29 protein-coding genes are annotated in these 26,397 nt (G+C 67.3%); 11 read left to right on the top strand and 18 right to left on the bottom strand.

The features are described from left to right. The first annotated feature begins 120 nt into the window (after window positions 1-120). Entirely contained in the window at window positions 121-1,152 is a 1,032-nt protein-coding gene (locus ACYQ4T_RS19090) for a TerC family protein (RefSeq protein ID WP_459857516.1), read from the top strand. Window positions 1,153-1,188: 36 nt separating this feature from the next. Next, window positions 1,189-2,838: an acetolactate synthase large subunit gene (locus ACYQ4T_RS19085; RefSeq protein WP_459857513.1), complete on the top strand. Its 1,650-nt coding sequence runs from the start codon at window positions 1,189-1,191 to the stop codon at window positions 2,836-2,838. 6 nt (window positions 2,839-2,844) lie between these two features. Here ACYQ4T_RS19085 and ACYQ4T_RS19080 read toward each other — a convergent pair whose 3' ends face one another. Next, window positions 2,845-4,008: a hypothetical protein gene (locus tag ACYQ4T_RS19080; RefSeq protein ID WP_459857511.1), complete on the bottom strand. Its 1,164-nt coding sequence runs from the start codon at window positions 4,006-4,008 to the stop codon at window positions 2,845-2,847. Between the two features lie 10 nt (window positions 4,009-4,018). Then, window positions 4,019-4,438, bottom strand: coding sequence for a hypothetical protein (locus ACYQ4T_RS19075; RefSeq protein ID WP_459857509.1), 420 nt, complete (start codon window positions 4,436-4,438; stop codon window positions 4,019-4,021). A gap of 166 nt (window positions 4,439-4,604) precedes the next feature. Here ACYQ4T_RS19075 and ACYQ4T_RS19070 point away from each other — a divergent pair, with 166 nt between their 5' ends. Then, a complete protein-coding gene (locus ACYQ4T_RS19070) occupies window positions 4,605-6,035 on the top strand; it encodes a pyridoxal phosphate-dependent decarboxylase family protein (RefSeq protein ID WP_459857506.1) in 1,431 nt (476 codons plus the stop codon). Window positions 6,036-6,050: 15 nt separating this feature from the next. Here ACYQ4T_RS19070 and ACYQ4T_RS19065 read toward each other — a convergent pair whose 3' ends face one another. From ACYQ4T_RS19065 to ACYQ4T_RS19055, 3 genes are all read right to left on the bottom strand, one after another. Then, window positions 6,051-6,392: an antibiotic biosynthesis monooxygenase family protein gene (locus ACYQ4T_RS19065; RefSeq protein ID WP_459857504.1), complete on the bottom strand. Its 342-nt coding sequence runs from the start codon at window positions 6,390-6,392 to the stop codon at window positions 6,051-6,053. A gap of 72 nt (window positions 6,393-6,464) precedes the next feature. Next, on the bottom strand, window positions 6,465-7,391 hold the full coding sequence (locus ACYQ4T_RS19060; protein WP_459857502.1) for a PLP-dependent cysteine synthase family protein: 927 nt from the start codon (window positions 7,389-7,391) through the stop codon (window positions 6,465-6,467). Then, window positions 7,388-7,750: a DUF488 domain-containing protein gene (locus tag ACYQ4T_RS19055; protein ID WP_459857500.1), complete on the bottom strand. Its 363-nt coding sequence runs from the start codon at window positions 7,748-7,750 to the stop codon at window positions 7,388-7,390. Before ACYQ4T_RS19055 ends, ACYQ4T_RS19060 begins: the two co-directional genes overlap by 4 nt. 47 nt (window positions 7,751-7,797) lie before the next feature. Between ACYQ4T_RS19055 and ACYQ4T_RS19050 the strand changes: the two genes are divergently transcribed. After that, entirely contained in the window at window positions 7,798-8,259 is a 462-nt protein-coding gene (locus ACYQ4T_RS19050) for a MarR family winged helix-turn-helix transcriptional regulator (protein ID WP_459857497.1), read from the top strand. A gap of 15 nt (window positions 8,260-8,274) precedes the next feature. Here ACYQ4T_RS19050 and ACYQ4T_RS19045 read toward each other — a convergent pair whose 3' ends face one another. From ACYQ4T_RS19045 to ACYQ4T_RS19035, 3 genes are all read right to left on the bottom strand, one after another. Then, window positions 8,275-8,562, bottom strand: a complete 288-nt coding sequence (locus tag ACYQ4T_RS19045) for a hypothetical protein (RefSeq protein WP_459857495.1) — start codon at window positions 8,560-8,562, stop codon at window positions 8,275-8,277. Window positions 8,563-8,655: 93 nt separating this feature from the next. Beyond that, window positions 8,656-9,426: a trans-aconitate 2-methyltransferase gene (tam, locus tag ACYQ4T_RS19040; protein ID WP_459857492.1), complete on the bottom strand. Its 771-nt coding sequence runs from the start codon at window positions 9,424-9,426 to the stop codon at window positions 8,656-8,658. A gap of 88 nt (window positions 9,427-9,514) precedes the next feature. Further along, window positions 9,515-10,435 (bottom strand): DMT family transporter, encoded by a 921-nt coding sequence (locus ACYQ4T_RS19035; RefSeq protein ID WP_459857489.1) that lies wholly within the window; start codon window positions 10,433-10,435, stop codon window positions 9,515-9,517. A 137-nt stretch (window positions 10,436-10,572) separates the two neighbouring features. Between ACYQ4T_RS19035 and ACYQ4T_RS19030 the strand changes: the two genes are divergently transcribed. Together ACYQ4T_RS19030 and ACYQ4T_RS19025 are read left to right on the top strand one after the other, a co-directional pair. Next, window positions 10,573-11,124: a hypothetical protein gene (locus ACYQ4T_RS19030; protein ID WP_459857487.1), complete on the top strand. Its 552-nt coding sequence runs from the start codon at window positions 10,573-10,575 to the stop codon at window positions 11,122-11,124. Window positions 11,125-11,126: 2 nt separating this feature from the next. Continuing rightward, complete coding sequence (locus ACYQ4T_RS19025) at window positions 11,127-11,831, top strand: SOS response-associated peptidase (RefSeq protein WP_459857485.1); 705 nt, start codon at window positions 11,127-11,129, stop codon at window positions 11,829-11,831. Here ACYQ4T_RS19025 and ACYQ4T_RS19020 read toward each other — a convergent pair. Beyond that, the gene (locus tag ACYQ4T_RS19020) at window positions 11,828-12,457 is read right to left on the bottom strand and encodes a TetR/AcrR family transcriptional regulator (protein ID WP_459857482.1); all 630 of its coding nucleotides are present in this window, start codon (window positions 12,455-12,457) and stop codon (window positions 11,828-11,830) included. The two genes, ACYQ4T_RS19025 and ACYQ4T_RS19020, sit on opposite strands and share 4 nt — an antisense overlap. A gap of 109 nt (window positions 12,458-12,566) precedes the next feature. Here ACYQ4T_RS19020 and ACYQ4T_RS19015 point away from each other — a divergent pair, with 109 nt between their 5' ends. Next, window positions 12,567-13,439, top strand: coding sequence for an SDR family oxidoreductase (locus ACYQ4T_RS19015; protein WP_459857480.1), 873 nt, complete (start codon window positions 12,567-12,569; stop codon window positions 13,437-13,439). Between the two features lie 114 nt (window positions 13,440-13,553). Here ACYQ4T_RS19015 and ACYQ4T_RS19010 read toward each other — a convergent pair whose 3' ends face one another. The 9 genes from ACYQ4T_RS19010 to ACYQ4T_RS18970 form a co-directional block, all read right to left on the bottom strand. Continuing rightward, a complete protein-coding gene (locus ACYQ4T_RS19010) occupies window positions 13,554-14,510 on the bottom strand; it encodes a nucleoside hydrolase (RefSeq protein WP_459857478.1) in 957 nt (318 codons plus the stop codon). 206 nt (window positions 14,511-14,716) lie between these two features. Beyond that, complete coding sequence (locus ACYQ4T_RS19005) at window positions 14,717-15,724, bottom strand: sodium:calcium antiporter (RefSeq protein WP_459857476.1); 1,008 nt, start codon at window positions 15,722-15,724, stop codon at window positions 14,717-14,719. An 8-nt stretch (window positions 15,725-15,732) separates the two neighbouring features. Then, complete coding sequence (locus ACYQ4T_RS19000; RefSeq protein WP_459857474.1) at window positions 15,733-16,257, bottom strand: P-loop NTPase family protein; 525 nt, start codon at window positions 16,255-16,257, stop codon at window positions 15,733-15,735. A gap of 34 nt (window positions 16,258-16,291) precedes the next feature. Continuing rightward, window positions 16,292-17,914, bottom strand: a complete 1,623-nt coding sequence (locus ACYQ4T_RS18995; RefSeq protein ID WP_459857471.1) for an NAD(P)-binding protein — start codon at window positions 17,912-17,914, stop codon at window positions 16,292-16,294. 4 nt (window positions 17,915-17,918) lie between these two features. Continuing rightward, entirely contained in the window at window positions 17,919-18,920 is a 1,002-nt protein-coding gene (locus ACYQ4T_RS18990; protein WP_459857469.1) for a thiamine pyrophosphate-dependent enzyme, read from the bottom strand. A gap of 10 nt (window positions 18,921-18,930) precedes the next feature. Then, entirely contained in the window at window positions 18,931-20,187 is a 1,257-nt protein-coding gene (locus tag ACYQ4T_RS18985; protein ID WP_459857467.1) for a transketolase C-terminal domain-containing protein, read from the bottom strand. After that, complete coding sequence (locus tag ACYQ4T_RS18980) at window positions 20,187-20,756, bottom strand: 2-oxoacid:acceptor oxidoreductase family protein (protein ID WP_459857464.1); 570 nt, start codon at window positions 20,754-20,756, stop codon at window positions 20,187-20,189. Before ACYQ4T_RS18980 ends, ACYQ4T_RS18985 begins: the two co-directional genes overlap by 1 nt. An 80-nt stretch (window positions 20,757-20,836) precedes the next feature. Next, window positions 20,837-21,700, bottom strand: coding sequence for a CE1 family esterase (locus tag ACYQ4T_RS18975; protein WP_459857461.1), 864 nt, complete (start codon window positions 21,698-21,700; stop codon window positions 20,837-20,839). Between the two features lie 68 nt (window positions 21,701-21,768). Then, window positions 21,769-22,296, bottom strand: coding sequence for a GcrA family cell cycle regulator (locus ACYQ4T_RS18970; protein ID WP_459857459.1), 528 nt, complete (start codon window positions 22,294-22,296; stop codon window positions 21,769-21,771). A gap of 234 nt (window positions 22,297-22,530) precedes the next feature. Between ACYQ4T_RS18970 and ACYQ4T_RS18965 the strand changes: the two genes are divergently transcribed. The 4 genes from ACYQ4T_RS18965 (at window position 22,531) to ACYQ4T_RS18950 (ending at window position 26,393) form a co-directional block, all read left to right on the top strand. After that, entirely contained in the window at window positions 22,531-23,448 is a 918-nt protein-coding gene (locus tag ACYQ4T_RS18965; RefSeq protein ID WP_459857456.1) for a bifunctional transcriptional activator/DNA repair enzyme AdaA, read from the top strand. A gap of 195 nt (window positions 23,449-23,643) precedes the next feature. Continuing rightward, a complete protein-coding gene (locus tag ACYQ4T_RS18960; RefSeq protein WP_459857454.1) occupies window positions 23,644-24,336 on the top strand; it encodes a M48 family metallopeptidase in 693 nt (230 codons plus the stop codon). A 184-nt stretch (window positions 24,337-24,520) separates the two neighbouring features. Further along, window positions 24,521-25,402 carry an alpha/beta hydrolase gene (locus ACYQ4T_RS18955; RefSeq protein ID WP_459857452.1) on the top strand — a complete coding sequence of 294 codons (882 nt, stop codon included), beginning with the start codon at window positions 24,521-24,523 and terminating at the stop codon, window positions 25,400-25,402. A 196-nt stretch (window positions 25,403-25,598) separates the two neighbouring features. Further along, the gene (locus tag ACYQ4T_RS18950; RefSeq protein ID WP_459857450.1) at window positions 25,599-26,393 is read left to right on the top strand and encodes a metal ABC transporter ATP-binding protein; all 795 of its coding nucleotides are present in this window, start codon (window positions 25,599-25,601) and stop codon (window positions 26,391-26,393) included. Window positions 26,394-26,397: the final 4 nt, after the last annotated feature.

The following is a 26,397-nucleotide window of genomic DNA, read 5'->3' as shown; positions in this document are numbered from 1 at the left end:
AAAACCACCTGAGCATGACCCTGGTCCGGGCCCCTCTGATGCGCCGCGTGTCGGCAAGCGCATGATGTCGGACCTCTTCCGACGTCTTCCGCCGACATTGCTCCATCGGGGGATGATTCTATGCACAATCTGCTGGACCCGGGCCTGCCGCATATCGCCTTCCTGTTCGCCGAGGTCATGGGCAAGCCGGCCTGGATGTGGCTGGGCTTCCTCGGCATCGTCGCCGCGCTGCTGGCCTTCGATCTCGGCGTTTTGCACCGGAAGAGCCACGCGATCGGCATCCGCGAGAGCCTGAAGATGAGCGCCGGCTATATCGCGCTCGGCCTCGGCTTCGGCGCCTGGGTCTGGTGGTCGCTGGGCCCCGCGCCGGGCATGGCTTATCTCACCGGCTTCGCGGTCGAGAAGGCGCTGGCGATGGACAATGTCTTCGTCATCGCCATGATCTTCAGCTATTTCGCGGTGCCGCGGGCCTATCAGCACCGGGTGCTGTTCTGGGGCATCCTCGGCGTCATCGTCCTGCGCGCGATCATGATCGGCGCCGGCGCGGCAGTGATATCGCAGGCCGGCTGGGTGCTCTACATCTTCGCCGCATTCCTGATCCTGACCGGCATCAAGATGCTGGTCGCGGCCGACAAGAAGCACGACCTCGGCTCGAACCGGCTGCTCCAATGGGTGCGCCGGCGCTGCAACGTGACCGACAACCTGCAGGGCGAGCGCTTCTTCGTGCGGCAGAGCGACGCCGCGGGGCGGCGGCGCTGGTTCATGACGCCCCTGTTCCTCGCCCTCATCACGATCGAGTTCGCCGACGTCATTTTCGCGGTCGATTCGGTGCCGGCGATCTTCGCCATCACCACCGACCCCTTCATCGTCTACACTTCGAACATCTTCGCGATCCTCGGCCTGCGTGCGCTCTATTTCGCCCTGGCCGCCATGGTCGAGCGCTTCCATTACCTGAAATACGCGCTGGCCGCGGTGCTGGTCTTCATCGGCGGCAAGATCTTCGCCGCCGACATGCTCGGCCTCGCCAAGATCCCGCCGGTGCTCTCATTGGGCGTGACGGTGGCGCTGCTGGCCGCCGGCGTCGGCTACTCGCTGTGGAAGACGCGGGGGCAAGGCGGGCTGGTCCTGGACGATCGCGGCGACCCGCACTAACCTGCGGGCGTCTCCCCACCGCATGAGTGCCCATTGATGACCAAAGGCTCCGATCTGCTCGTCGCCGCGCTGGAGAATGAAGGCGTCGCGCGCATCTTCGGCATTCCCGGCGAGGAGAATCTCGACGTCGTCGAGTCGCTCAGGTCGTCGAAGATCGAGCTGGTGCTGACAAGGCATGAGCAGGCCGCGGGATTCATGGCGGCGACCCACGGCAGGCTTACCGGGCAGCCCGGCGTCTGTCTCTCGACCCTGGGGCCGGGCGCGCTGAACTTCACCACCGCGGCGGCCTATGCGCATCTGGGTGCCATGCCGATGCTGATCCTGACCGGGCAGAAGCCCATCCACCATGCGCGGCAGGGCCAGTTCCAGATCGTCGACATCGTCAACGCGATGCGGCCCTTGACCAAGATGAGCCGGCAGATCGTCTCGGCCTCTTCGATCCCGACCATGGTGCGCGACGCCTTCCGCGTCGCCAAGGAGGAGCGGCCGGGGCCGGTGCTGCTGGAGCTGCCGGAGGACATCGCGGCCGAGGAAGCCGAGGCGCGGCTCATCCCGGTGCATCCGATCGACCGCCCCTATCCGGCGCCGGCGGCCCTGGAGCGGGCGGCCGAAATGATCCTGGCGGCGAAGATGCCGCTGATCATGATCGGCGCCGCGGGCAGCCGGCCGCGCCTGGTCGAGCCCTTGTCGGATTTCGTGCGGCGGCTGCGGATCCCGTTCTTCAACACCCAGATGGGCAAGGGCGCCGTGCATGGCGGCTCCAACCTCTATCTCGGCACCGCGGCCTTGTCCGAGCGCGACTATATCCACGACGCGATCGACCGCGCCGACCTCATCATCACCATCGGCCATGACACGGTGGAGAAGCCGCCCTTCCTGATGGGCAAGCCGAAGCGCCCGCGCAAGGTGATCCATATCGGCTACCAATCGGCCAAGGTCGAGGAGGTCTATCACCCCGACGCCGAGCTGATCGGCGATATCGGCGCCAGCGTCGCCGCCCTGGCGGATCGACTGGGCGGGCGCATCGCCGAGCAGACCGCGATGCTGGCGCTGCGCCAGGAAATCCTGGCGAAGACCCATGCCGGCGCCGAGGAGCCGCGCTTCCCGGTGATCCCGCAGCGGCTGGTGCATGACATCCGCGCCGTGGTGCCGGAGGACGGCATCGTCTGCCTCGACAACGGCATGTACAAGATCTGGTTCGCGCGCAATTACCGCACGCATGTGGCGAACACGCTGCTGCTGGACAATGCGCTGGCCACCATGGGCGCGGGCCTGCCCTCGGCGATCGCGGCGAAGCTGCTGCATCCGGAGCGCAAGGTGCTGGCGGTCTGCGGCGACGGCGGCTTCATGATGAACAGCCAGGAGCTGGAGACCGCGGTCAGGCTGAAGCTGGACCTGGTGGTGCTGGTCATCGTCGATTCCGCCTATGGCATGATCCGCTGGAAGCAGGCGGTGGATCACTTCGCCGATTACGGCATGACCTTCGGCAATCCGGATTTCGTCAAATATGCCGAGTCCTACGGCGCCAAGGGCCATGCGGTCGGCGCCACGACCGAGGTCATCCCCATCCTGCAGCAGGCCTTCGACGCCGGCGGCGTGCACCTGGTCGCGGTGCCGATCGATTACAGCGAGAATATGCGGGTGCTGATCGACGAGCTCGGCAACCGCAAGGCCAAGGCCGATTGAGACCGATCAGGAGACCCTGAGCCGATAGCCCTGGTTGGCAATCCAGGCTTCCATGGTTTCGGCGTAGACCGCATATCCCTTGAAGCTGTCGGCGCCGATGATCATGCCGGCCCAGGCCGTGCCGCTTGCATCCGGCGTGCAGACGGGTGCCCCGGAATCGCCCGACTTGATTATGCCCGCCGTGCCGTAGGGCGATTCGACCTCGAACAAGTTCTGGAAGCAGTAGTGGACTCCGGCGTGGTTGAACTTGTACCAGGCCGCCAGGCCGCCGACCTGGAGCTGATTGTAGCGGCTGGTGCGCGCCATGACTTCGACCGTTTGGCCCGTGGATAAGTTTGCCCGCGGCGCAATGCCGCCCAGGCTTCCGATGTCGAGAACCTCCAGAACCGAGGAAACGCGCGAGGCATCAATCTTGATCAGCGACAGGTCGACCGAGTTGGGCTGGACTCCGGACCAAGGGTTGCAGGGCTGACCCGGGAGACACGGCGCCAAAGTCGACGCGAGGATGCTGGTACCGATTGCCGCGGCCTTGCTCGAATCGCGCGGCGCGGGGTGCTGTACGGTATTGGCCTGCGCCGCGACATGGGCGCAGGTGACCGCGTAGCGCTGGCCGCCGGCGTCCTTCAGAACGACGCTCAGCGTGCCGTAATCGGTGGCGCCGATGCCGATGCTGACGCCGCCGGGCAGAGGCGTCTGGGGCTTGCGCGGATTGCTGCTCAGGCGGCCCTGTGGACGGGTCTCGACCTCTACGGCGAGGCGGCCCTCCGGACTGCGCAGTTCCGTCGCGCTCGGAATGGGTTCGTCCGGCGACTTCTGCGGACGGAGACAGACTTTGACCACCAAGGGCAGCCCATCAGGATTGAAACCCATGTCGCGCCGGAACCATTGCCACGACTGCGGTCGCCACGACTCGAGGTCGTCATACCGCAGCGGCCGCGGATAGAAGTAAGGCTGCGCAGGCATCCGGCGGCCGGCCAATCTCCAGAGTAACCAGTCGTCCGGATCGTGCTCGGCGACATTGTCGCCCCACCGGTTGCGAAGTTGCCACGTCGCCAGCCAAAACCGCTCGATGTCGAGCACCACGCCCTGCACCGTCGGATACTTCGAGGCGCGTTCCAGGATGCCGCGGAATTCCTGGTCCTCGGCAGCGAAGTCGATCAGGAACTGCACGGCGGCAGTCTCACTTGTTCATCGGAATCAGGCCGGTGATCAAGCTGAAGACGATGGCGACCGCGGTTGCGAGCCCCGCGTCGAAGTAATCCGGGATCACCTGATGGCCGGACACGAGGTAAGCCCAGACCGGAAACGCCAACGTCGAGACGATCAGATGATTCCGCTTCGGCTTCCCCGGCTCGGCCATCTGGTTGAGATAGAAGGGGGTCAGCACCCAGCAGAGCAGAAAGAAGGCGGCATAGGCATAAGGCTGCCACTCGACGCGGATGTTCAACGCGACGCCGATCAGTCCAGTATAGCCGGTGATGAGTTCCGCCGGGATCAGCTTGGCGATTTTCTTGCCGGCTTCGCCCGCGTCGAAGCCCTGGCCCCCGCCGCCGGTGGCCAGCTTGCCCCTGGCCTCCGGCGGGTAATAGAGTCGCGACATGGCGCCCTCCCCCTGCTGCTTCGGCAACATATCACAACCCAAACGGGCGCACAGCACCTTTGCGGGTGGCCGTGAGTGTCGAGGTCTCAGGTGACGATCGTCACTCCCCCAAGCGGAGGAAACCGGGCTAGAGCTTCTTGCTGCCTGAGGAATATGGAGGCGCCCGATGCAGAATACCGCCGTCGCACAGCTGTTCGCCCGTGCGGCCGAGCATGCCGTGGAATTCCGGGCGGCCCTGCCCAAGCGGGTGCAGCGGCCGCTGCAGACCTATGCGCAGGCGCTGGCCGCCTTCGACGCGCCGACCCCGGAGGCCGGGACCGAGGCGCAGATCGTGATGGAAGACCTGGTCGGCCGAGCAACGCCGGGGCTGCATGCGATGGCGGGGCCGCGCTTCTTCGGCTGGGTGATCGGCAATTCGCACCCGATGGGCGTCGCCGCCGATTTCCTGACCAGCGCCTGGGGCCAGAATGCCGGCAACCATACCGCGACGCCGGCCGCCGCCGCCTGCGAGACCGTGGCGATGCGCTGGCTGCTCGACATCCTCGACCTGCCGCGCGAATCCTCGGTCGGCTTCGTCAGCGGCGCCACGATCGCGAGCTTCGTCGGCCTGGCCGCGGCGCGCAGCGAGGTCTTGCGCCGGATCGGCTGGGACGTCGAGGCGGACGGGCTGTTCGGTGCGCCGCCGATCACGGTGCTGATCGGCGCCGAGGCGCATATCACCGTGCTCACGGCGCTGCAATATCTCGGCCTCGGCCGGCGGCGGGTGATCAGCATCCCGGTCGATGGCCAGGGCCGGATGCTGCCCGACGCCTTCGCGCTGGCGATGCGCAACGCGAGGCAGGATCCGGCGGTCATCGTCGTGACGCAGGCCGGGCAGCTCAACACCGGCGCCTTCGATCCGCACCCGGCGATCATCGCCGAAGCGCGGAAGCACAAGAATGTCTGGGTGCATGTGGACGGCGCCTTCGGGCTCTGGGCGCGGGCCTCACCCATGCGCGCGCCGCTGGCGGAAGGCGTCGAGCTGGCGGATTCCTGGTCGACCGACGGGCATAAATGGCTGCAGACGCCCTATGACTGCGGTTTCGCGATCATGCGCGACGCCGAGGCGCATCGCCGCGCCATGACCATCGCGGCGAGCTACCTGCCGCCGGTGGCGGTGGGCGAGCGCGATCCCTCGCATTTCGTGCCCGAGCTCTCGCGCCGCGCGCGCGGTTTCGCCGTCTGGGCGATGTTGAAGCATCTCGGCCGCGACGGCGTCGCCGCCATGGTGGAACGGCATTGCCGCTACGCCGCGCTGCTGGCCGAGAAGCTCCGCGACGAGAAGGACCCGGGCATCGCCGTCTTGAACGACGTGGTGCTGAACCAGGTGATCGTCCGCTTCGGCGCCGATATGACGCCTGAAGCCGGCGACGCCGCCACCGCGGAGACCATCGCCGCGATCCAGCGCGACGGCACCTGCTTCGCCGGCGGCGCCCAATGGCAGGGCCGGACGGTGATGCGGCTCTCGGTGATCGGCGCCTCGACCTCGGAGAACGACGTGCTGCTGTCGGCCGAGGCGATCATCAAAGCCTGGCGCGGGGTCCACGCGGCGGCCTGAACCGCCAAACCGCTACTAGCCGTCACCCCCGGTATCGCCATGGGCGTGGCGGAGCTCCAGGATCTGCACCGATTTCGGCAGCTCGATCAGGAAGTCCCTGTCGCGCGGCAGATGATGGATGGCGCTGGGGTCGCCGCCGGTGAAGCGCGCCATCGCCTCGATGCTTTTCCAGTAGGAGATGGTCATGAACAGGACCTCGTCGCCGCGATCCTCGCGCAGGGCCTGGACGCCCAGCGCCTTCTCGATCAGGGGCTTGATGCCGGTCTCGTAGTTGTAGGCCTCATATTCCTCGGCGCGCTCGCGACGGACGCGGCCGCGCCAGATGCGGGCGATGGTAGGTCGATGCTCGCGGTCCATGGGTCCCTCCAGCCGATGCGAGTCTGATGGAAGCCCGACGGAACGGGTGGAGGCAATCCGAAACTCTCTCTGTTACGCCGCGCGGCGGAAGACCGGCGTGGTGAGATATTTCAGACCGGAATCCACGAGCAGGGTCGCGATCGTCGCCTGTGGGCCCAGCTTCAGGCCGAGCCGGATCGCGGCCAGCACATTGGCGCCGGAGGAGGTGCCGGCGAACAGGCCTTCCTCGCTGGCCAGCCGGCGGGCCATCGCCTCGGCCTGGTCGGTCGGGACCGGGATGATCTCGTCCACCATCTGCGGGGCCCACATCGGCGGCGCGACGCCGATGCCGATGCCCTCGATCCGATGCGCGCCGGGCGCGCCGCCGGAGAGCACGGCCGATTCCGCCGGCTCCACCGCGACAATGCGGGACTTCGGGTTATGGCGCTTCAAGACGGTGGCGACGCCTTGCAGCGAGGCCATGGTGCCGACCGCCTGGATGAAGGCATCGACCTTGCCGCCGCTCTGGGTCCAGATCTCCTCGCCCATCGGATGATAGCCGGCGATGCTGTCGCGGTTGTTGAGCTGGTCGGTCCAGAAGGTGCCCGGCTCGGCCGCGATCGTCTGGGCAGCGGCGATCATGTCCTGGATGAGCTGCCGCGTGATCTTGCCGTTCTCGCTCGGGATCAAGGTCAATTCGGCGCCGAAAGCCTGCATCTGGGTGAGTTTCTCGGCGCTGAAGGCATCCGAGGTCACGATCTTCAGGCGATAGCCCTTGGCGGCCGCGACCAAGGCCAGCGAGGCACCGGTGCTGCCGCCGGTATATTCGACGATGGTGCCGCCGGGCTTGAGGCGCCCGTCGCGCTCGGCCCCGGCGACCATCGCCTGTGCCATGCGGTCCTTCATGCTGCCGGTCGGGTTCTGGCCCTCGACCTTCACCAGGATGCGGGCGCAGCCCCGCGGCACGACGCGACGGAGTTCGACCAGCGGCGTGTTGCCGATCGCCTGGAGGACGCTCATGCTCGCTTCCGGCGGCTGAGCAAGGCCTTCAGGGCGACGGCGTTGTTGTGCTCTTCATCGCGCGCGGCGTAGAGCAGGGTGACGCTGCCCTTGCGGATATGGCGACGCAGTTCCTTGACGGCTTCCTCGGCTTCGTCCGATTGAAGCTCGGCGGCATAGGCCTCGAGGAAGGTGTCCCATTTCTCCGGCTTGGCATGGAAGCGTTTGCGCAGGGCGTTGCTCGGCGCGACCGCCTTCAGCCAGAGATCGACCCTGGCCTTCTCCTTGGCGATGCCCCTGGGCCAGAGCCGGTCCACCAGGATCCGCATCCCGTCGGCCCGGGCGGCGGCTTCGTAGACGCGTTTCACCTTGAGTGCCATGGCAGCGGCCTATTTGCATGTATCTACAAATGATGTATATACATAGAATGATCAAACGCGCGAATCAAGCCCCGAAGACCCTGCGCGGCGACGCCCGCGTCCTGGTGGAGACCTGCCCCGGCGCGCTGAGCCGGCTGGCGGCGCGGCGGATCACCCAGTTCCTGGACCAGGAACTGGCCGCGACCGGCATCAGCTCCGCGCAATTGGCCCTGATGGCGCAGATCGCCGCGGCCGAGGACGACAGCTTGGGCGCGCTGGCCGAGCGCAGCGGACTCGAGCAGTCGACCTTGTCGCGCAACCTGCGCAGGCTGGAGGATGCCGGGCTGATCGAGATCGCCGCGGTCGAGAACGATCTCCGCCGCCGCGCCGCCTGGCTGACCGAGACCGGCGCGCGGCGGCTGGAGGCGGCGATCCCGCTCTGGCGCAAAGCGAAAGCGAAGCTCGCACGGCGGATGGAACCGACGCTTGCCCAGCGCCTAGCGGAGGCGGCCGCCGGCGCTACGCCGTGACCGGTGAGGGCATCGCTATGCGGCGTTCTTCTTGAATCGGAAAAGAATTGCTTTGACGAGGCTGACTCGCCTGCCCGATCCAGCGCCGCAAATCAGCATGAACCAGGTTGCCATCCAGCCGTCGAAAAACAGGGCCTCTCCGGGGGTTCTGGGCGTGCTGAAAAGCGTCCAGCCCAGCCTTTGGCCGGCCAGATGCAGGACCAAGTCCACGAAGGCGCAGTAACCAAACCATTTCATCCAGCTGGCCACAAAGTCGCTGGCCCGCTGCAGCCAGCCCGGACGATCCGCCTGAAGAGCCGCCATGGAGACACACCAATGCGCTGCAGTGCTGACACGCCATATTAGCATTGTTGCTTCGGGATTCCACGTCGGAGTCGTGCCACCCGGCTGCCGCCATCAGGCCTTCACTGCGACCACGAACAGCCGCGGGAAGCGGAAGAGGACGCGGCCGTTGGCCATCGGCGGGTAGAGCCCGGCGATCCGCGCGCGGTAGGCTTCGGTGAAGGCTTCGGCATGTTCCGGGCCGGCGGTGTCGAGATAGGGGCGAAGGCCGGTGCCTTTCATCCATTCGACCACGGCGTCGGGATTGGCCATCGGGTGGTTGTAGACCGTGTGCCAGACATCGACACGGCTGGACTTCGGCGCCAGGCGATCGAAATAGGCCGAGGGCGGCGGCAGGGGGTCGCGTTTCGGATTCTTTGCCTTGAATTTCGCGCGCCAGGGTCCGTCCTGCACCGCCTCTTCCATCGCCATATGGCTCGGTTCCTGGAGGTTGTCCGGCATCTGCACCGCGAGCACGCCGCCGGGACGCAGGCCATCCATCAGCCGCGCGAGGGCCGTGAGATGATCCGGCACCCATTGGAAGACGGCGTTGGCATAGAGGAGGTCGGCCGGCTCCGGCGGCTGCCAGGTCTCGAGGTCGGCCTCGATGAAGCGCGTGCCCTTCAAGCGGCTGCGCGCCGCGGCCAGCATGTTGGGATCGCTGTCGAGGCCGGTGACGTTGTCCGGGCCGAAGCGCGCCGCCAGGAGCTCGGTGGAGTTGCCGGGGCCGCAGCCGAGGTCATAGGCGCGCGTGGCGCTTTCCAGCGGGACCTGCGCCAGGAGATCGCGCGCGGGGCGCGTGCGCTCGTCCTCGAATTTCAGATACTGCATGGAAGACCAGGCCATTCTGCCCTCCTCGGCTGCGCTGCGCTGCGCGCAGTCTGCGTCCGGCCGCCTCAAGGTGCGACCCGCTTTTCCTTGGGCTAGCGCAACCTCAGTGCCGCATCCGCGCCCGGACCGTGAGCGAGATGCCGACCGCGATGATGGCAAGGCCGATCCAGACGATGGCGGGATAGCGCTCGCCCAGGCCGAGCGTGCCGGCCAGCACGCCGACGCCGGCCGAGACCGTGCCGATCTGGCTCAAAGTCACCGGACCACCCACCACCTGCAGCTGGAAGAACAGCGCCAGCATCGCCGCGGTCGCCGCGATCTGCGCGACCACCAGGCCCGGCACCGTCGCCAGGCGCGCGAAGTCGCCGAGCTGGCCGGCCGCGGCGCTGAGCGCGAGCAGCAGCAGAGCGGCGACCGCGTTGCTGCCGACCGCGAGGACCAGGGTCGGCGTGCCCCGCGGCAGGTCGATTGTGCGGTAGACATTGCCGAGCGCCAGGCTGACCGGAACCAGGGCGACCAGCGCCACCCAGAACCATTCGACGCTGCGGCCGGCCTCGCCGCGCGCCGAGGCGACCAGCAAGGTGCCGACGAAGCCGACGGCGATCCCCGCGAGCTCCAGGCGGCGCGGCGCCCGCAACCGCGCCAGGAAGGAGAAGACCACGGTAAACATCGGCGAGAGCGTGAACAGGATCGCGGCATAGGCGCTGCCGAGATGCGGGATCGCGGTGAAGACCAGCGCATTCGGCAGCGCGTAGGAGACGACGGCGACGATCACGAAGTAGCGCAGCAGCTGCGCGGTGAACGCCACCGGCCGCGGCCGCAGCAGGAAGGCAATCGCCAGCACGGTTGCGCCGCCGCCCGACAGCAGCGTCGACCAGACCAGCGGCGGGATGCCCGCGGCACCCGCGAGCTTGCCGAGCGGAAAGGTGAGGCCGAGCAAGGCGCCCACCATCAGCAGCAAAGCCGCCGGCGCATGGAACAGGCGGGCGAGCAGAGGCTGCGGTGATTCGGCGGGGTCGGACATGAAGGCGATCGGCGGGGCTCGGGCGGAGATGCATAGTCTAGTCCGAAGCCGTCGCCGCCGTCATGCCGCAATTCTCGGGTTCAATCGGCGTCGGCTTTCATGGTTAGATGGCCGCGCGGCAGTGGAGCAGCGGGCAGATGAAGCGGGCAGTTCTTCCGATCCTGGCGATGGGCGCGGTCCTGATCTTGAGCGCCTGCGTGCAGCCGCAATCGGACAAGGCCCGGCGCATGTCCGATCTGGCGCCGGTGCCGGATGCCGCCAGCGGCTATCGGCCGATCGCCATGGCCGGCGCCAGCGGCAAGCAGGATGTGATCGGCGTCGACTTCGACAAGCTCGGCAAGGACCAGGATCTGCACCTCGCGCTGATGTACGGCATCGACGCCACGGCCAACCTGGTGCCGGATGAAGGCAAGCCTGAAACCGGGCTCAGCTATCGCGGCGCCGGCGATTCCTGGGAGCGGCCGATCGAGGTGCGGGGCCAGGCCGAGGCGCTTTCGACCATCGCCAATGCCTATCGCTATATCGAAGAACGCTTTCCGGGCAGCAAGATCGCCGCCTCGACGCTCTATGCCGGCCCGCCGCCGAACTTCGTGTCGCGGATCGAGTTCAGCACCGCGGAGGGCGAGCAGGCGCTCTATTTCGATCTCACCGACTGGGCCGCGGCCTGGCACAAGGAAGTGCCGAACTAATCATGTGCAATCTCTACTCGCTGACCAAGGGCCAGGATGCGATCCGGCAGCTGGTGCGCGCGCTGACAGACACAACGGGCAACATGCCGCCCCTGCCCGGCATCTATCCCGACTACGCGGCGCCGATCGTGCGCAGCCGCGCGGACGGTCGCGAACTCGGCATGGCGCGCTGGGGCATGCCCTCCCCCGCCTCGGTGCTGGTCGGCAAGAAGAGCGATTCCGGCGTGACCAACGTGCGCAACACGGAATCGGCGCATTGGCGGCGCTGGCTGGTGCCCGAGCATCGCTGCGTCGTGCCCTTCACCAGCTTCGCCGAGAACGAGGTGCTGCCGGACGGTAAGCGCCCGACGGTCTGGTTCGCCCTTGACGAGTCGCGGCCGCTTGCTTGCTTCGCCGGGATCTGGACCCGATGGACTTCAGTCCGCAAGGTGAAGGAAGGTGAGACCACCAACGATCTCTTCGCCATCCTGACCACCGCGCCCAATGCCGAGGTCGGCGCCATCCACCCCAAGGCGATGCCGGTCATCCTGCGCGACGCGGCGGAGATCGACCAGTGGCTGACGGCGCCCCTGCCGGAGGCTTTGAATCTGCAACGGCCGCTGCCGGACGGGTCGCTGAAGATCGTGCTGCGGGGCGAGAAGCAGGACGGCGAAGGGCCGGAGCCGGCGAAGCGGGCGGAAGCGCCGAAGCAAGGCGCGCTGTTCTAGCGTTTGCGCGGCATCTTCTCAGCGGCTTCCAGCAAACTCTCCACGATCTTCACCAAGCGGTGGCTGGGGCCGTCGGGACCGACGCTTTGCAGGCAGACGCCGGCGCCTTCGACCAGCATGTGAATCTGGTCGGCCAGCAATTCGGGATGGGCGAGGCCGGCCCTGCGGCAGGCGGCGGCCAGGCGGTCGCGGATCGCGCGCTTGTGCTGCTCGATCACTTTGCGGCCGGGATGGTCGGGGTCCGGCAGCTCGACCGCGGCATTGACCATCGGGCAACCGCGGCTCTCCGGCCGGGTCATCAGCGCGCCCATGTCCTTGAGCCAGGCCAGGATCAGCGCCTTCGGGTCGGCGGGATGGCGGGCGATCAGCGCGTCCCAATGCCGCTCCACCGCCTGCACCTCGCCGCGCAGGTATTCGGCGATCAGCTCCTCCTTGGAGCCGAAGTTGCGGTAGAGCGTCATCTTGTTGGTGCCGGCCTCGGCGGCGATCATCTCCACGCCGACCGCGCGGATGCCGTCGCGGTAGAAGAGATCGCGCGCGGTCGCGAGAATCCGCTCCCGCGGCCGCTTCTCCCGGCTCTCTCTCGACTCGACTGCTTTCGGCTGAATGGGCGTCCCTTGGGCCATGGGAAGAAATCCTACACCATATTTTCCGGTTGACGCGATCGTTACCGGTCGGTAACGTCCGATAGTTACCGTCCGGTAACATCGGCAATCTGAGAGAGGAAATCAAGCCATGACGATCGGCATCACCGGCGCGGGCGGCCAGCTCGGCGGCAGCGTGCTCAACGAGTTGCTCGCCCGCGGCGCCAAGCCCGGCGAGATCGTGGCGGTCACCCGGACCCCGGAGAAGCTCCAGGCTTTCGCGGCCAAGGGCATGACCGTGCGCGCGGGCGATTTCGACGCGCCGGCCGGCCTCGCCGCCGCGTTCAAGGGCATCGACACGCTGCTGATCATCCCGACCTCCGATCTGCGCCCCGGCATCCGCACGCCGCAGCACAAGGCCGCGATCCAGGCGGCGAAAGCGGCCGGCGTGCGCCATATCGTCTATGTCTCCACCGTGGCGGCGCGACCGGGCCAGGACCTGATGCAGTCGCATCTTGAGACCGAGCAGGCGGTGTTCGCCTCCGGCCTGAAGTGGACCATCGTCCGCATGGGGATGTATTTCGAGAACCTGTTCATGGGCGCGCTGCAGCACGCCTTGGCCAGCGGGCATTACGGCGCGACCGGCCCGGCCCCGGTCGCCAATCTCGCGCGGGACGACGTCGCGGCGGCCCTGGCCGGCGTGCTGCTGGGCTCGGGGCATGAAGGTTCGGTCTACCACGTGACCGGCGGCGCCTCGCTGACCCCGGCGGAGATCGCCGCGACCATTGGCCAGGTGTTCGGCAAGCCGGTTGAGGCCGCGATCATCACCAACGAACAATATGCCGGCGGCCTGAAGGCGGCGGGCCTGCCCGATTTCGTGGTCGAGGCCATTCTCGGCATCGCGCAGACGGCGGCCAAGGGCATGCTCGATGTCGTCACCGGCGATGTCGAGCGGCTCGCGGGGCGCAAGCCGGTCACGCTGGCCGCGTTCCTCAGCGCGCGGAAGCAGGCGGTGGCGGCTTAAGGCTTCGCCGTGCGCTGGATCTTCTTGCAGCTCTTCGTCTGAAACATCACGGCTGCATCAACCCCCTCCCTAGCCCTCCCCCATCTTGGGGGAGGGGACTCTTGCAGGGATCGATCAGGGCAGGCGTGCAACCCGCTCGAACAAGAGTTCGAAGAAGCCCTCGACGTCGACCTCGCGCATGTAGCGGGCGTTGGCGGGGCGGTCGGTGACGCGCCAGTAGTCGGCGACGGTCATGCCGAGCGTGAGCGCGCTCTGGGTCTCGATCTCGACGTTGATGTGGCGGCCGCCGAACAGCTCGGGCTTCAGCAGATAGGCGATGGTGGTCGGGTCGTGCAGCGGCGCGCCTTCGGTGCCGTATTTGTTGACGTCGAAGGTGCGCGAGAAGGTGAGCGCCTCGCCAAGGGCCTTGCCGCTGCGGTTGCCGAGGCCGGCGAGCTTGTCCAGGCGCGATTGGACCAGCAACACCTGGTGCGTGACGTCGAGCGGCATCACGGTCAGGGGCACGCCGCTCTTGAACACGATGTCGGCCGCGGTGGGATCGACATAGACGTTGAACTCCGCGGCGGGCGTGATGTTGCCGACCTCGAAATAGGCGCCGGCCATCATCACGATCTCGCGGATCTTCGGCTTCACCTCCGGCGCCCGGCTGAGCAGCAGGCCGATATCGGTCAAGGGCCCGAGGGTCACCAGCGTGATCTCGTCGTCCTGCGCCGCGCGCAGGGTCTCGATCAGGAAATCCACGCCGGGCTTCTTGTTGAGCGGCGTCTTCGGCTCCGGCAGGTCGGGACCGTCGAGCCCGGTCTTGCCATGCACATGCTCGGCGGTCACCAGCTTGCGGCCCATCGGCTGGTCGCTGCCGGCGAAGACCGGCACGTCGCTGCGGCCGGCCAGCTCGCAGATCCGGCGCGCGTTGCGCTCGGTATGGTGCAGCGGCACGTTGCCGGCGACGGCGACGATGCCCAGCACCTCCAGCTCCTCGGGCGAAGCCAGCGCCATCAGCAGAGCGGCCATGTCGTCCTGGCCTGGGTCGGTGTCGAAGATGATCTTGCGAGCAGCGGACTCGCGGGACATGGGCAACCTTTCGGGAATTATCTCTACAACAACGCCGGTCGGATGATCGGCGTGACTCACACTGTGGTTCGCAACCTAGCACTTGGTTTGCCTGGCCGGAAAGCATCGGATTACCAACACTGGCCCGGCTTCGGGAGCGTGCGCGCTGGGAAAGACGCCGACGGCAGTCTGGCCGAGGGAAGGCCGCTTACAGCGATGCCGCGCGCCTATCGCCCACTGTAGAACAGCAGGGCCGCGTTGCCGAGGAAGAGCAGCACCAGCCCGGCATTGATGACGGTGACAGAGGTATAGGCCCCGCTCGCCCGGCGATAGGAGAGACCGATGATCGCCAGGGTCGTCATGACGATGGCGGTCAGCCCGGAAAAGGCATGCGCGGGATTGACCGCGGCCAGCAAGGGGCCCGGCCTATAGGCGAGATCATCGATCGCGATCACGACGATGTTGAACATGTTGCTGCCGAAGACGTTGGCGACCGCCATGTCCAGCGCCCCGATGCGGGCCGCCGCGAGCGTGACGGTGATCTCCGGCGCCGAGGTGACAGCGGCGACCAGAAGGGTGCCGACAAAGGAATGGCTCCAGCCGAGTGTATCGGCGATATCCGTTGCGACGAAAGGCAGCCCGACGCCGCCCGCGATCACCGCAGCGCCGGCAAAGGCGATCTGCGCCAGCAGGGGGCTGAGCGGCACCTCGGCATCCGCCGGCGTCGCGGCCTGCATATCCGATGAAGCTCGCGTCGTTGCGGAGTCGCGGAAGATCATCCGCATCCCGAGCATGTAAAGCACGAGCACCACCGGCACAAAGGCGCCAGTCTGCAGGAACTGCAGATGCACGCCGAACTGCCGCGCCGCGAGCTCCATTGTCACCACGCCGATCAGCATGGCGCTGAAGGCGGCCGGCAGAACGTGATGCCCGCCGAGCTCGGCGAAGAGCGGCGTCTGCCGGCGTACGGTGAAATGAACCAGGGCCAGGATCGCGACGTTGAAGGCACAGCTGCCCATGATGTCCCCCATCGCGATGTCCGGCGCATCGGCGAGGGTCACGCTGGCGAGCCCTGTCATGAGCTCGGGGGCGGAGGTGATTGACGAGAGCAGGGTCAGCCCGATCCAGGAGCCTTCGATTCCGGTCCTGGCCGCCAGCGCATCGGCCAGTCGACTGAGCCGCCGGCCGCCGAAGAAGATCAACGCCATGCAGACGATGAATCCGAGCCAGATCATCGCGTATCCTAACTCGCGGACGCCAGTTTGTCGGTGAAGACCTGGAGTTCCTCGACCGAGGCGATGCGGGTGACGTTCTTGCCTTGCCGTTCGGCTTCGTCGGTCAGGCGGCGGAAGACCGGGGCCATCTCCCGGTCGGTTTCCCAGAGCGCCTCGAACATGCCGCGGGTGGTCGGCATCTCGGCGATGCCGCCGACCGGGTGCTCGAGCTTGCCCTGCATCCACTGGAACTGCCGTTCGGCCGCCAGCCAGAAATGCATCCAGAGTGGCATGTCGATGAGGATGATCTCGGTCGCGCGGTCGAACCGCGCCGGCAGGGATTCCGTCCAGCCGAGCCCGTCGAGCACCCAGTCTTCCTCGGCAATCAGCTTCGCATGCGCCGCCTCGTACTCGGCCTGCGGATATGGTTCCCAGCCCGGCTTCCAGGTGATGGCGTCGATCTCGCGATAAGGCAGGCCGCGTTTCGCCGCGAGCTTGCGCGCCAGGACGGACTTGCCGCCGCCGGCATTGCCGATGATGAGGATGCGGGCCATGGCGCAAAGTCTAGCGAAGCGGCCGGCGATTCGCTTAGATTTGTTCGGGGATCATATCGATGGCGCCACAGGGGCATTCGGCGGCACAGAGGCCGCAGCCTTTGCAGAAATCGGTGTCGATGCGGTAGCGCTGACCGGCGCCGAGCTTGACGATCGCATTGTCAGGGCAGACGCCGTAGCAATTGTCGCATTCGAAGCAGTTGCCGCAGGAGAGACAGCGCCGGGCCTCGAACAGGGCGGTCTCGGCATCGAGACCCTGCACGACCTCCGCGAATCCCTCCACCCGCCGCGCGGCGTCCAGCTTGGCGCGGACCTGATGCGGCGCGTCGGTGTAATACCAGGTGTTGAGGCGATCGAAGCCGGCCTCGGCATGCTTCGCCGGCTTCTCGTAGAGTTCCCCGCGCAGCCAGGCGTCGATGTTGGCGGCGGCCTTCTTGCCATGGCCCATGGCGACCGTGACGGTGCGCTCCATGGGCACGGCATCGCCGCCGGCGAACAGGCCGGGCAGCCGGGTCATCATGCCGCGATCGATCGCGATGCCGCCGCCCGCCGCGACCAGCCCCGGTACGTCCTTGATCAGGCCGAGATCCACGTCCTGACCGAGCGCCAGGACCAGGCTGTCGGCCTCCAGCGTCTCCAGCATGCCGGTCGGCTGCGGGAAACCCTTCTCGTCGAGCTGCATCCGCTCGACCGTGATCCGGCCGTCCTCCATATGCTTGATGGTCGAGAGCCATTTCATCATGACGCCCTCGTCCAGCGCCTCCTCGACCTCGAAGTCATGGGCCGGCATGCGGTCGCGGGTGCGGCGATAGACGATCAGTGCCTCCTCGGCACCAAGACGGCGCGCGGTGCGCGCGACGTCGAGCGCGGTGTTGCCGCCGCCGTAGATGACAACGCGGCGGCCGAGCTTCGGCGCCTCGGCGCCTTCCATCGCGCGGAGCACCGACACGGCATCGAGGATGCGCGCCCCCTCGCCCGCCGGCACATAGGCGCGCTTCGCCAGCTGCGCGCCGATCGCGAGGAAGGTGGCGTCGAAGCCGGACATCGCCGCCTTGATGTCATCGACCTTGGCGTTGAGCTCGAGGGTCACGCCGAGATCGAGGATGCGAGCGATCTCGGCCTCGAGGATGTCGCGCGGCAGGCGGTATTTCGGGATGCCGAAGCGCATCATGCCGCCGGCCATCGGGCCGGCCTCGCGGAGGGTGACGGCATGGCCGCGCCGCGCCAGGTGATAGGCGGCGGCGAGGCCGGAGGGGCCGGCGCCGACGATGAGCACATGCTTGCCGGTGCTCGCTTCGGGCTTCGGGAAGCGCCAGCCCTGGCGGATCGCCTCGTCGCCGAGGAAGCGCTCGACCGCGTTGATGCCGACGGCGGTGTCGAGCTTGCCGCGGTTGCAGGCGGTTTCGCAGGGATGATAGCAGACCCGGCCCATCACCGCCGGCATCGGGTTGTTGACCGTCAGGCTCTCGAAGGCCTCGCGGTAGCGGCCTTCCTCGGCGCGGTAGAGCCAGCCCTGAATATCCTCGCCGGCCGGGCAGGCGGCGTTGCAGGGCGGCAGATGGTCGGCATAGACCGGGCGCTCGCTGCGCCAGCTGCCGGTGTGGTTGGCGCGGCTGGAGCCGACATCGAGGGTGATGGCGTAGGGCTTGTCCTCCATGGACTCAGACCTCCGCCTGGGGATCGAGCAGCCGATAACGCGCGATGTTGCGGTCGGCGATCGCCTGCAGTCGCGCGATCGCGGCGGCGCCGGTCTCGTCTTTGAAGAGATGCGCGAAGCGCTTCTGCGGCTTGAGATAGTCCTCGACCGGCCGCTTGGCGCGGATCTTCAGCGCCTTGGTCACCGCACCCTGCCCGCCTTCCCAGACCGGGAAAAGCCCGGTCTCGACGGCAAGACGCGCGATTCTGATGGTGTCATGCGAGGCCGTGCCCCAGCCGAGCGGACAGGGCACCAGGACATGCATATAGCGGGCGCCGTGGATCGACATCGCGCGCTCCACCTTGGCCTCGAGATCGCGCAGGTTGGCGACCGTCGCGGTGGCCACATAGGGGATCTCGTGCGCGAGCGCGATCCGCGGCACGTCCTTGCCCTGGCCGAACACGTTGCCCGGTTCGTTACCGATCGCCGGCGTGGTCGCGGTGCGTGCCGCCGGCGGCGTCGCCGAGGAGCGCTGCACGCCGGTGTTCATGTAGCCCTCGTTGTCGTAGCAGATGACCAGCACGTCGTCGTTGCGCTCGAACAGACCGGAGAGGCAGCCGAAGCCGATATCGGTGGTGCCGCCGTCGCCGCCCTGGGCGATCACCCGCGTGCTCCTGCCCTTGACCTTCATCGCCGCGGCGAGCCCGGTGGCCACCGCCGGCGCGTTGCCGAACAGCGAATGGATCCAGGGGATCTGCCAGGAGGTCTCCGGGAAGGGCGTCGAGAAGACTTCCAGGCAGCCGGTCGCGTTGGCGGCGATCAGGTCGCGCCCGGCGGCGCGCATCGCGGCATCGACCGCATAGCGCGCGCCCAGCGCCTCGCCGCAGCCCTGGCAGGCGCGATGGCCGCAGGAGAGCGCATTGGCCCGGTCGTCTTCGGATTGCGCCGTGCGCGTCTCGGGCGGCAGCAGCCGGTTGCCGATCGTGTGCGTGCCGGTCTGGTAGAACTTGACGGGGGTGTAGCTCATGGTCCGGCCCTCAGGCGATCCGGGCGGCGACGGCGCCCAGTTGCTTCAGCAGATTTTCGGCGATCGGCCCGGAGCGGCGCAGGCTGCCCATGCGCTCGAGCTCATGCTTCACCACCGGAAGATTGAGGTCGAGGAAATGCAGCGGCTCCGCGATGCCATCGACCACGGTGTCGAACAGACGCCGCAGCGAATCCTTGGTGATGGCCCTGCCGCCGAGCCCGGCGATCGCGGCGGTGCCAACCTGATGCAAGGCGGGGTCGAGCGCCATGCGCACGTCGGTCGAAACCACGCCGCCCATGCCGACCGCGAGCGCCTTTTCCACCACCACCCAGCGCTTGGCATGGCGCATCGCCGCGCGGATGGCTTCGCTGGGAAACGGCCGGTAGCTGACGATGCCGAGCACGCCGATCTTCACGCCGGCATCGCGCATCTCGTCGATCACATCCTTGATCGTGCCGAGCACAGAGCCGAGCGCGATCACCACGGTCTCGGCATCCTCCAGCCGATAGGGCCGGAGCAGGCCACCGGAATCCCGGCCGAAGGCGGAGGCGAAATCCGCGGCGATCCCGGGAATCATCTCCAGCGCCTGTTCCTGGCGGTAATGGGCGAGATAGCGCACCTCGGTGAAGGCTTCCGGACCGACCATGGCACCGATGGTGACGGGATCCAGGGGATCGAGCAGCTGGCGCGGCTCGTAGCGCGGCAGGAAGGCGTCGACTTGCGACTGGCTCGGCAAGTCGATCCGCTCATAGGCGTGGGTCAGGATGAAGCCGTCCATGCAGACCATGACCGGCAGCGAGAGCGCCTCGGCCAGACGGAAGGCCTGGATGTGCAGGTCCGCCGCCTCCTGATTGGTCTCGGCGAAAAGCTGGATCCAGCCGCTGTCCCGCTGCGAGAGCGCGTCGCTGTGGTCGTTCCAGATGTTGATCGGCGCGCCGATCGCCCGGTTCGCCACGGTCATGACGATCGGCAGGCCGAGGCCGGAGGCGTTGTAGATCGCCTCGACCATGAAGAGGAGACCCTGACTCGCCGTCGCGGTGTAGGCGCGTGCGCCGCCGGCGCTGGCGCCGATCGCCACCGACATGGCGGCGAACTCGCTCTCGACGTTGATGAACTCGCAAGGGCTGAGCGCACCGCTCTTCACCAGCTCGCCGACCGCCTCGACGATGTGGGTTTGCGGGCTGATCGGATAGGCGCAGACCACTTCCGGCCGGCACATCGCAACCGTCTCGGCGACGGCGCGCGAACCTTCGATCTGTCTCAGCATCAGGCCGGCTCCTTCAGCTCCGCGCAGACCCAGTCATGCGCCGCCGCGGCCGCGGCGATGTTGGCGACCGCGACCGCTCCGGAGAATTTTGCGGCGATGGCGGCATTGACCGACGCGAGATGCACCAGGCCGGCGAAGGCCGCGAGGCCGCCGAGCAGCGCCGCATTCGGCAGCGGCCGGCCGACATGCTTCAGCGCAAGATCGCTGGCCGGCACGGTCAGCAAGCGCTCCCGGGGATGCCTCAGCGTTTCGAGCCCAAGGGCCGCGATGCCGCGCGCGGAATTGATCAGCACGTACCCATGGGGCTTCAGGCCCTGAAATACATCGACCTGGTGCAGCAGGGTCGGGTCCTGGATGATCAGCGCATCCGGCGTCATCACCGGCTCGCGCACCCGGATCGGCCGGTCGGCGATGCGGCAGAAAGCCATGACCGGCGCGCCGGTGCGCTCGGAGCCGAAACTCGGGAAGGCCTGGGCGTGGCGGCCCTCTTCGAAGGCCGCGATCGACAGCATCTCTGCCGCCGTCACGACTCCTTGGCCTCCGCGGCCGTGTATCCGCACCTCGAACATGCCCGATCCTCGCTGAGACAGGCGAGCATCCGCCGGAATGCCCGGGCACTCCTTGATTTATGTCATAGGTGACAAAGAAGCTAAGGCTTCGGATGGGCGGCGAAGAACCGCCAGATCAGCGGCGTTGCATCCAATGCCGTGGAGGGCGCGTCGAGGAATTTCGCCAGGCGCTTGCCGCCCGGCCAGGCATGGCCGCCGCCTGCGATCACGTAGTAATCGACCGCGATCCCCAGCGTGCAGCGCGGATAGGAGCGGAGCTCGACGCTGGGTGCCGGTGAGCTGACGATCGGATCCTTGCCGCAATCGCCCCAGGCGGCCCAGAAAGCGATCGAGCCTTCGACCGGCGGATAGGGAATCTTGACGATCGACTTCGCGCCGACACCGCCCTCGATCGGCACGTTGCGGTCGGCGGTGCCGTGGATGTGCAGCAGCGAGACCGGGAAGCGTGGCTCGCAAGGCGCAACGACCACGACGGCGGAGACCGGCGCGATCGCCGCGAGGAGATCGCTGGCCTCGCAGCCGAGGCGATAGGCCATCATGCCGCCGTTGGAAAGGCCGGTCGCATAGATGCGCTTCGGATCGAGCGGATGGGCGGCGGCGATGTCGGCCACCATGGCGCGGATGAAACCAACATCGTCCACGCCGCGCTCGACCGCGGCGCCGCAGCAGACGCCGGCATTCCAGGTGTGGAAGCGGCTGCGCGCGGTGCCCTCGGGATAGGCCGCGATGAAGCCGCGCTCTTCGGCTTCCGCGTCGAAGCCGGTTTGCGCGATGGCGCTCTTGGCCGAGCCGCCGCCGCCATGCAGCACGATCACCAATGCCGCCGGCGCTTTCACATGGCGCGGCACGTGCAGCACATAGCTGCGCTCGGTCTGGTCGACGGTGATGGTGCGGAGACTGTCTTCGGCGCGCGCACCGAAGCCGACGAGGCAGAGCAGCGCCAAAACAAAACCGGCCAGGCGATGCCTCGCCCGGCCGGGATTTGTTTCAGCGCCGGGAACCGGTTCGCGGATCAGGCTGCTTCCGACTTCTTGTGATACGCGACGTGGCAATGATGCGCGCAATAGGGCTTGCCGGCTTCCGCCGGCTCGCCGCAGAAGTGGAAGCCCGGCTGCTTCGGGTCGCCCATCGGCCAGGAGCAGGTCTTGCTGCCGGCATGGGCGGCGACCCGGTTCGAGGTCTTCGGCGCCGGCGGCGGCGCCTCGCGGGTCACCGGCTCATGCGCCTCGGCGCGCTGCGCCGGCGCGTGCTGTGCGGCGGAGCCATGAGTCTGCGGCAGCGGCTGGCCGTGGACCGACCCCGGCTGGCCGGCGCCGGGCAGACGGCGGGCGGCCGGGGCCGCCGCGCGACGGCGCGGCTGCGGCGAGGCACCGGCTTCGCGCTTGATCGGCGAGGGCCGGCCGGTGAGGCCGAGGCGGTGCGCCTTGCCGATCACCGCATTCCGGGTGATCCCACCCAGGATCGCCGCGATCTGGCTGGCGGTCTGACCCTGCCCCCAGAGTTTCCGCAGTACTTCAATCCTTTGTTCGGTCCATTCCATGTTCTCGCCTCACTGCCCGGATTGCTGCATCAGGATATTGTGTCCGGCAGATTTCACTCCACAATATCCTGATAGGCAAGAGGGTCGACTCCAAATGTTGTGGATATCCATGGGTTTTCAACATGGAATTAGTGGCAGGGAGTCTGTCCTAGTGTCCTGCGCACGACCCGCAAGCATCGGATAGAGTGAGAACGGAACGCGGCCTATTTCTCTCGGCAGATGCTGGACATGCAGATGAAGAAACCGAGGAAGACCATGCAGACCGCGATCGCCACCCCCGATAAGACCCTGGGGGCCGCCGCCAGTGCCGCGGCGGTCGCACGCCGGGCCGCCGCTTATATAGAGAACCGCGTCGCCGAGGAAGCCGAAGGTCCGGTGACGCTGGAGGAATTGGCGCAGCATTGCGGCGTCTCGCCCTGGCATCTGCAGCGCCAGTTCAAGCAGACCTTGGGGGTGAGCCCGCGGCAATACGACGACGCGCTGCGGATGAAACAGCTGAAACGCGGCTTGAAGCGCGGCGATGGCGTCGCCGCCGCCACGTTCGAAGCCGGCTACGGCTCGTCGAGCCGGGTTTATGAACGGGCGATGGCCGCGCTCGGCATGACGCCGGCGAGCTATGCCAAGGGCGGCAAGGGTGCGGCGATCTTCTATGCGATCTCGCCATGCGGTCTCGGCAAGCTGCTGGTCGCGGCGACCGCGCGCGGACTCTGCCGCGTGGAGCTCGGCACCGCCGAGGGCGCCTTGCTCAAGGATCTCGCCAGCGAATTTCCGGAAGCGGATTCGATCGAGCGCGACGATGCCGCGCTGGGCCGCTATGTGACCGAATTGTTGCGCCGGATCGACGGTGCGAAGCCCCGCGAAGATCTGCCGCTCGACATCCAGGTCACCGCCTTCCAGCGCCGGGTCTATGAGGAGCTGCTCCGAATCCCGACCGGTGAAACCCGGTCCTACGCCGAGATCGCCGAGGCGATCGGCCAGCCCTCGGCCTCGCGCGCGGTGGGCAATGCCTGCGCCACAAATCCGGTCGCCCTGGCCATCCCTTGCCACCGTGTTTTGCGTAATAACGGTACGCTCGGCGGCTATGCCTGGGGAATTGAGCGAAAACAGGCCCTTATTTCCGCGGAGCGCCGGGCGGCGCGACGCGCGGGTTAGCTATGCGTGGAAAAAAGGCGTAAGTGATTGCGCCCCGCGCGAAGGGGGTTAGACTAGCCGCAGCCGACCGTTCTCCAGCCTGCTGCGGAAATGCCGAACGCACTGAAAAATCGGAAAGAATCTGGAAATCGCGGCGCTGGAAAAAGCGCCGGAAAACGCGCGCCCGCGCGTCGCCGGATCGGCGAAATTTCCGACATGACGATGCTCAATTTCGATGAGCGAAAAGTGCCGCTGGTGTTCCGCGAGAACCGCCGCGCGCGCCGCATCATCATGCGCCTCGACTATGGTAAAGCGAGCGTCGTGATCGTCCTGCCGAAACGCACTTCGCGACAAGAAGGCAAGAAATTTGCGTTAAGCAACAAGGACTGGATCGCCGAGCGCCTCGACCAGTTGGCGGAGCCGATTCCGTTCCGCCACGGCGCCGTCGTTCCCTTCCTCGGCGAGAACCATCGCATCCGCCATCGCCCGACCGCGCGCGGCGTCGTCTGGTGCGAGGAAGGCGAGATCCATGTCGCCGGTTACGAAGAGCATCTGCCGCGCCGCGTGCACGAATGGCTGAAAGCCGAAGCGAAGCGCGAGATCGAGACCCGCGCCCGCGACAAGGCCGCGGCGATCGGCAAGAAGATCACCAAGATCTCGATCCGCGACACCAAGAGCCGCTGGGGCTCCTGCACCGACGAGGGCGAGCTCGCCTTCTCCTGGCGCCTGGTGTTCGCGCCGAAATACGTCCTCGACTACGTGGTCGCCCATGAGGTCGCGCATCTCAAGGAGATGAACCACGGGCCGAAGTTCTGGAAGCTCTGCCGCGAGCTCTCGCCGCGCTCGATCAACATGGCGCGCGACTGGCTGGAGGAACACGGCACCGAGCTCTACCGCTACGGCCGTTGAATCACGGGCGCTAGTTCCACTTCCGCGTCTCTCCTCCGCGGAAGCTTGACCGCCGGGCCTCTGGCCCGGCGGTTTCCCTTTGGGACAAGTCGGGGCGGGCCTCTGGCCCGGCGGTTTCCCTTTGCGCTAAGGTGCGGAAACCCGCTTCAGACAAGGCTTTCCGATCGATGCGCAGGCGCACGTCTTGAGCAAACTGGGCCGCTTCCTCTTCTCGCTGCTGAAAGGCGCCGTCATCGTCTATGCGATGGTGGTCGGCATCCTCTGGTTCATGCAGGACAAGATGCTCTATCACCGGAGCGACGGCGCGCCGATGCTGAACGATCCGACGCTGCTGCCCAAGCGCGAGATCGTCTGCCTGCAGACCGCGGATGGGCTCGACCTCCGCTCCTGGTACTTCCGCGCCGCACGGATCGATATGCCGACCGTGCTGTTCTTCCACGGCAACGCCGGGGACATCGGCAATCACTTGCCCTTCGCGAAATTCCTGATCGACGCGGGCTATGGCCTGCTGGCGCTCGAGTATCGCGGCTATGGCGGCAATCCCGGCAGCCCGAGCGAGCGCGGGCTGGTCGAGGACGGCCGCGCGGCCTATGCCTTCCTGAACACCCAGGGCATTCCGGATTCCAGCATCGTGCTGTTCGGTGAATCGCTCGGGACCGGGGTCGCGGTGCAGCTCGCGGCCGAGCATCCGGTCAAGGCGGTGATCCTGCGCTCGCCCTATACCTCGATCGCGGAGGTGGCGGCGATCCAGCTGCCTTATCTCGGCGCCCGCTGGCTGGTGCGCGACCGCTTCGACTCCCTGGCGAAGATCGGTCTCAACAAGGCGCCGCTGTTCGTCTTTCACGGCAGCGACGACACGCTGATCCCGATCGCCTTGGGACGCGCGCTCTTCGCCGCGGCGTCGGAACCGAAGACCTGGCTGACCATCGATGGCGCCGGCCATAACGACGTGCAGACGCCGCAAGCCGAGCGCGCGATGCTGGATTTTCTGCAGCGACTGCCGCCGCCGCCAGCGGCGGCAGTGACCCCGGTCACCTTGCCGCCAATCTCCCCCTGCGGCAGCTGAGGGGACCTGGATTCCCGTCTTGCCAGCCCGGGCCGGCTTGTTATGTTATAACAAATCAAACACCGGATTTCCGCCATGCCCGAGACCGTCGCCAGCCCCAAGACCCTGCTTTCCGCCAGCATGCCGATGCGCCTGGGCGGCGCCGTCCTGGCGGCCTTGCTGCTGTGGGCGGCGGTGCAGTGGGCGCTCTGACGCGATGAATCTCGCCCACCCGCATGTCCATCGCACGCCGTTGCATGTCGCGGCGGAAGGGCCGGCGGCGATTTCGGTCTGCAATCTCACCGTCGCCTATAACCGGCATCCGGCGGTCCATCACCTGACCGGCCATTTCCGCGAAGGCAGCCTGACCGCGCTCTGCGGTCCCAACGGCGGCGGCAAGAGCTCGCTCTTGAAGGCGATCGTTGGCCTGGCCCCGATCGCCTCCGGCCATGTCGATATCGCCGCCGGGCGCAAAGGCGCCATCGCTTATCTGCCGCAGGTGGTCGAGGTCGATCGCGGCTTTCCGCTCAAAGTGCTCGACGTCGCCGATCTCGGCCATTGGCGCCGCAGCGGCGCCTTCGGGCGGTTGACGGCTTCGCATCGCCGACAGAGTCTCGCAGCGCTGGCCGCGGTCGGGCTGCAGGGGCTTGAGCTTCGCCCGATCGAAGCGCTCTCGGTCGGCCAGTTCCAGCGGCTGCTGTTCGCGCGGCTGATCGTCGAGGATGCGCCGGTCATCCTGCTGGACGAGCCGTTCAACGCGATCGACCAGCGCACCACCGAGGACCTGCTGCGCCTGATCGTCGGCTGGTCGCGCGAGGGCCGCACGGTGGTCGCCGCGATCCACGATCTCGACATGGCGCGGCGCGCCTTTCCCGAAGCGCTGCTGATCGCCCGCGAGCCGATCGCCTGGGGTCCGACCGGGGACGTGCTGGATAACGCCAATCTCGCGCGGGCGCGCAGCCTCGCGGAAGGCTGGCTGGAGAATGCGCCGGTCTGCGAAGTGCCGGCTTAATCCA

This window comes from Dongia sp. agr-C8, assembly GCF_054658695.1.
This window is presented reverse-complemented; position numbering and strand designations above follow the sequence as displayed.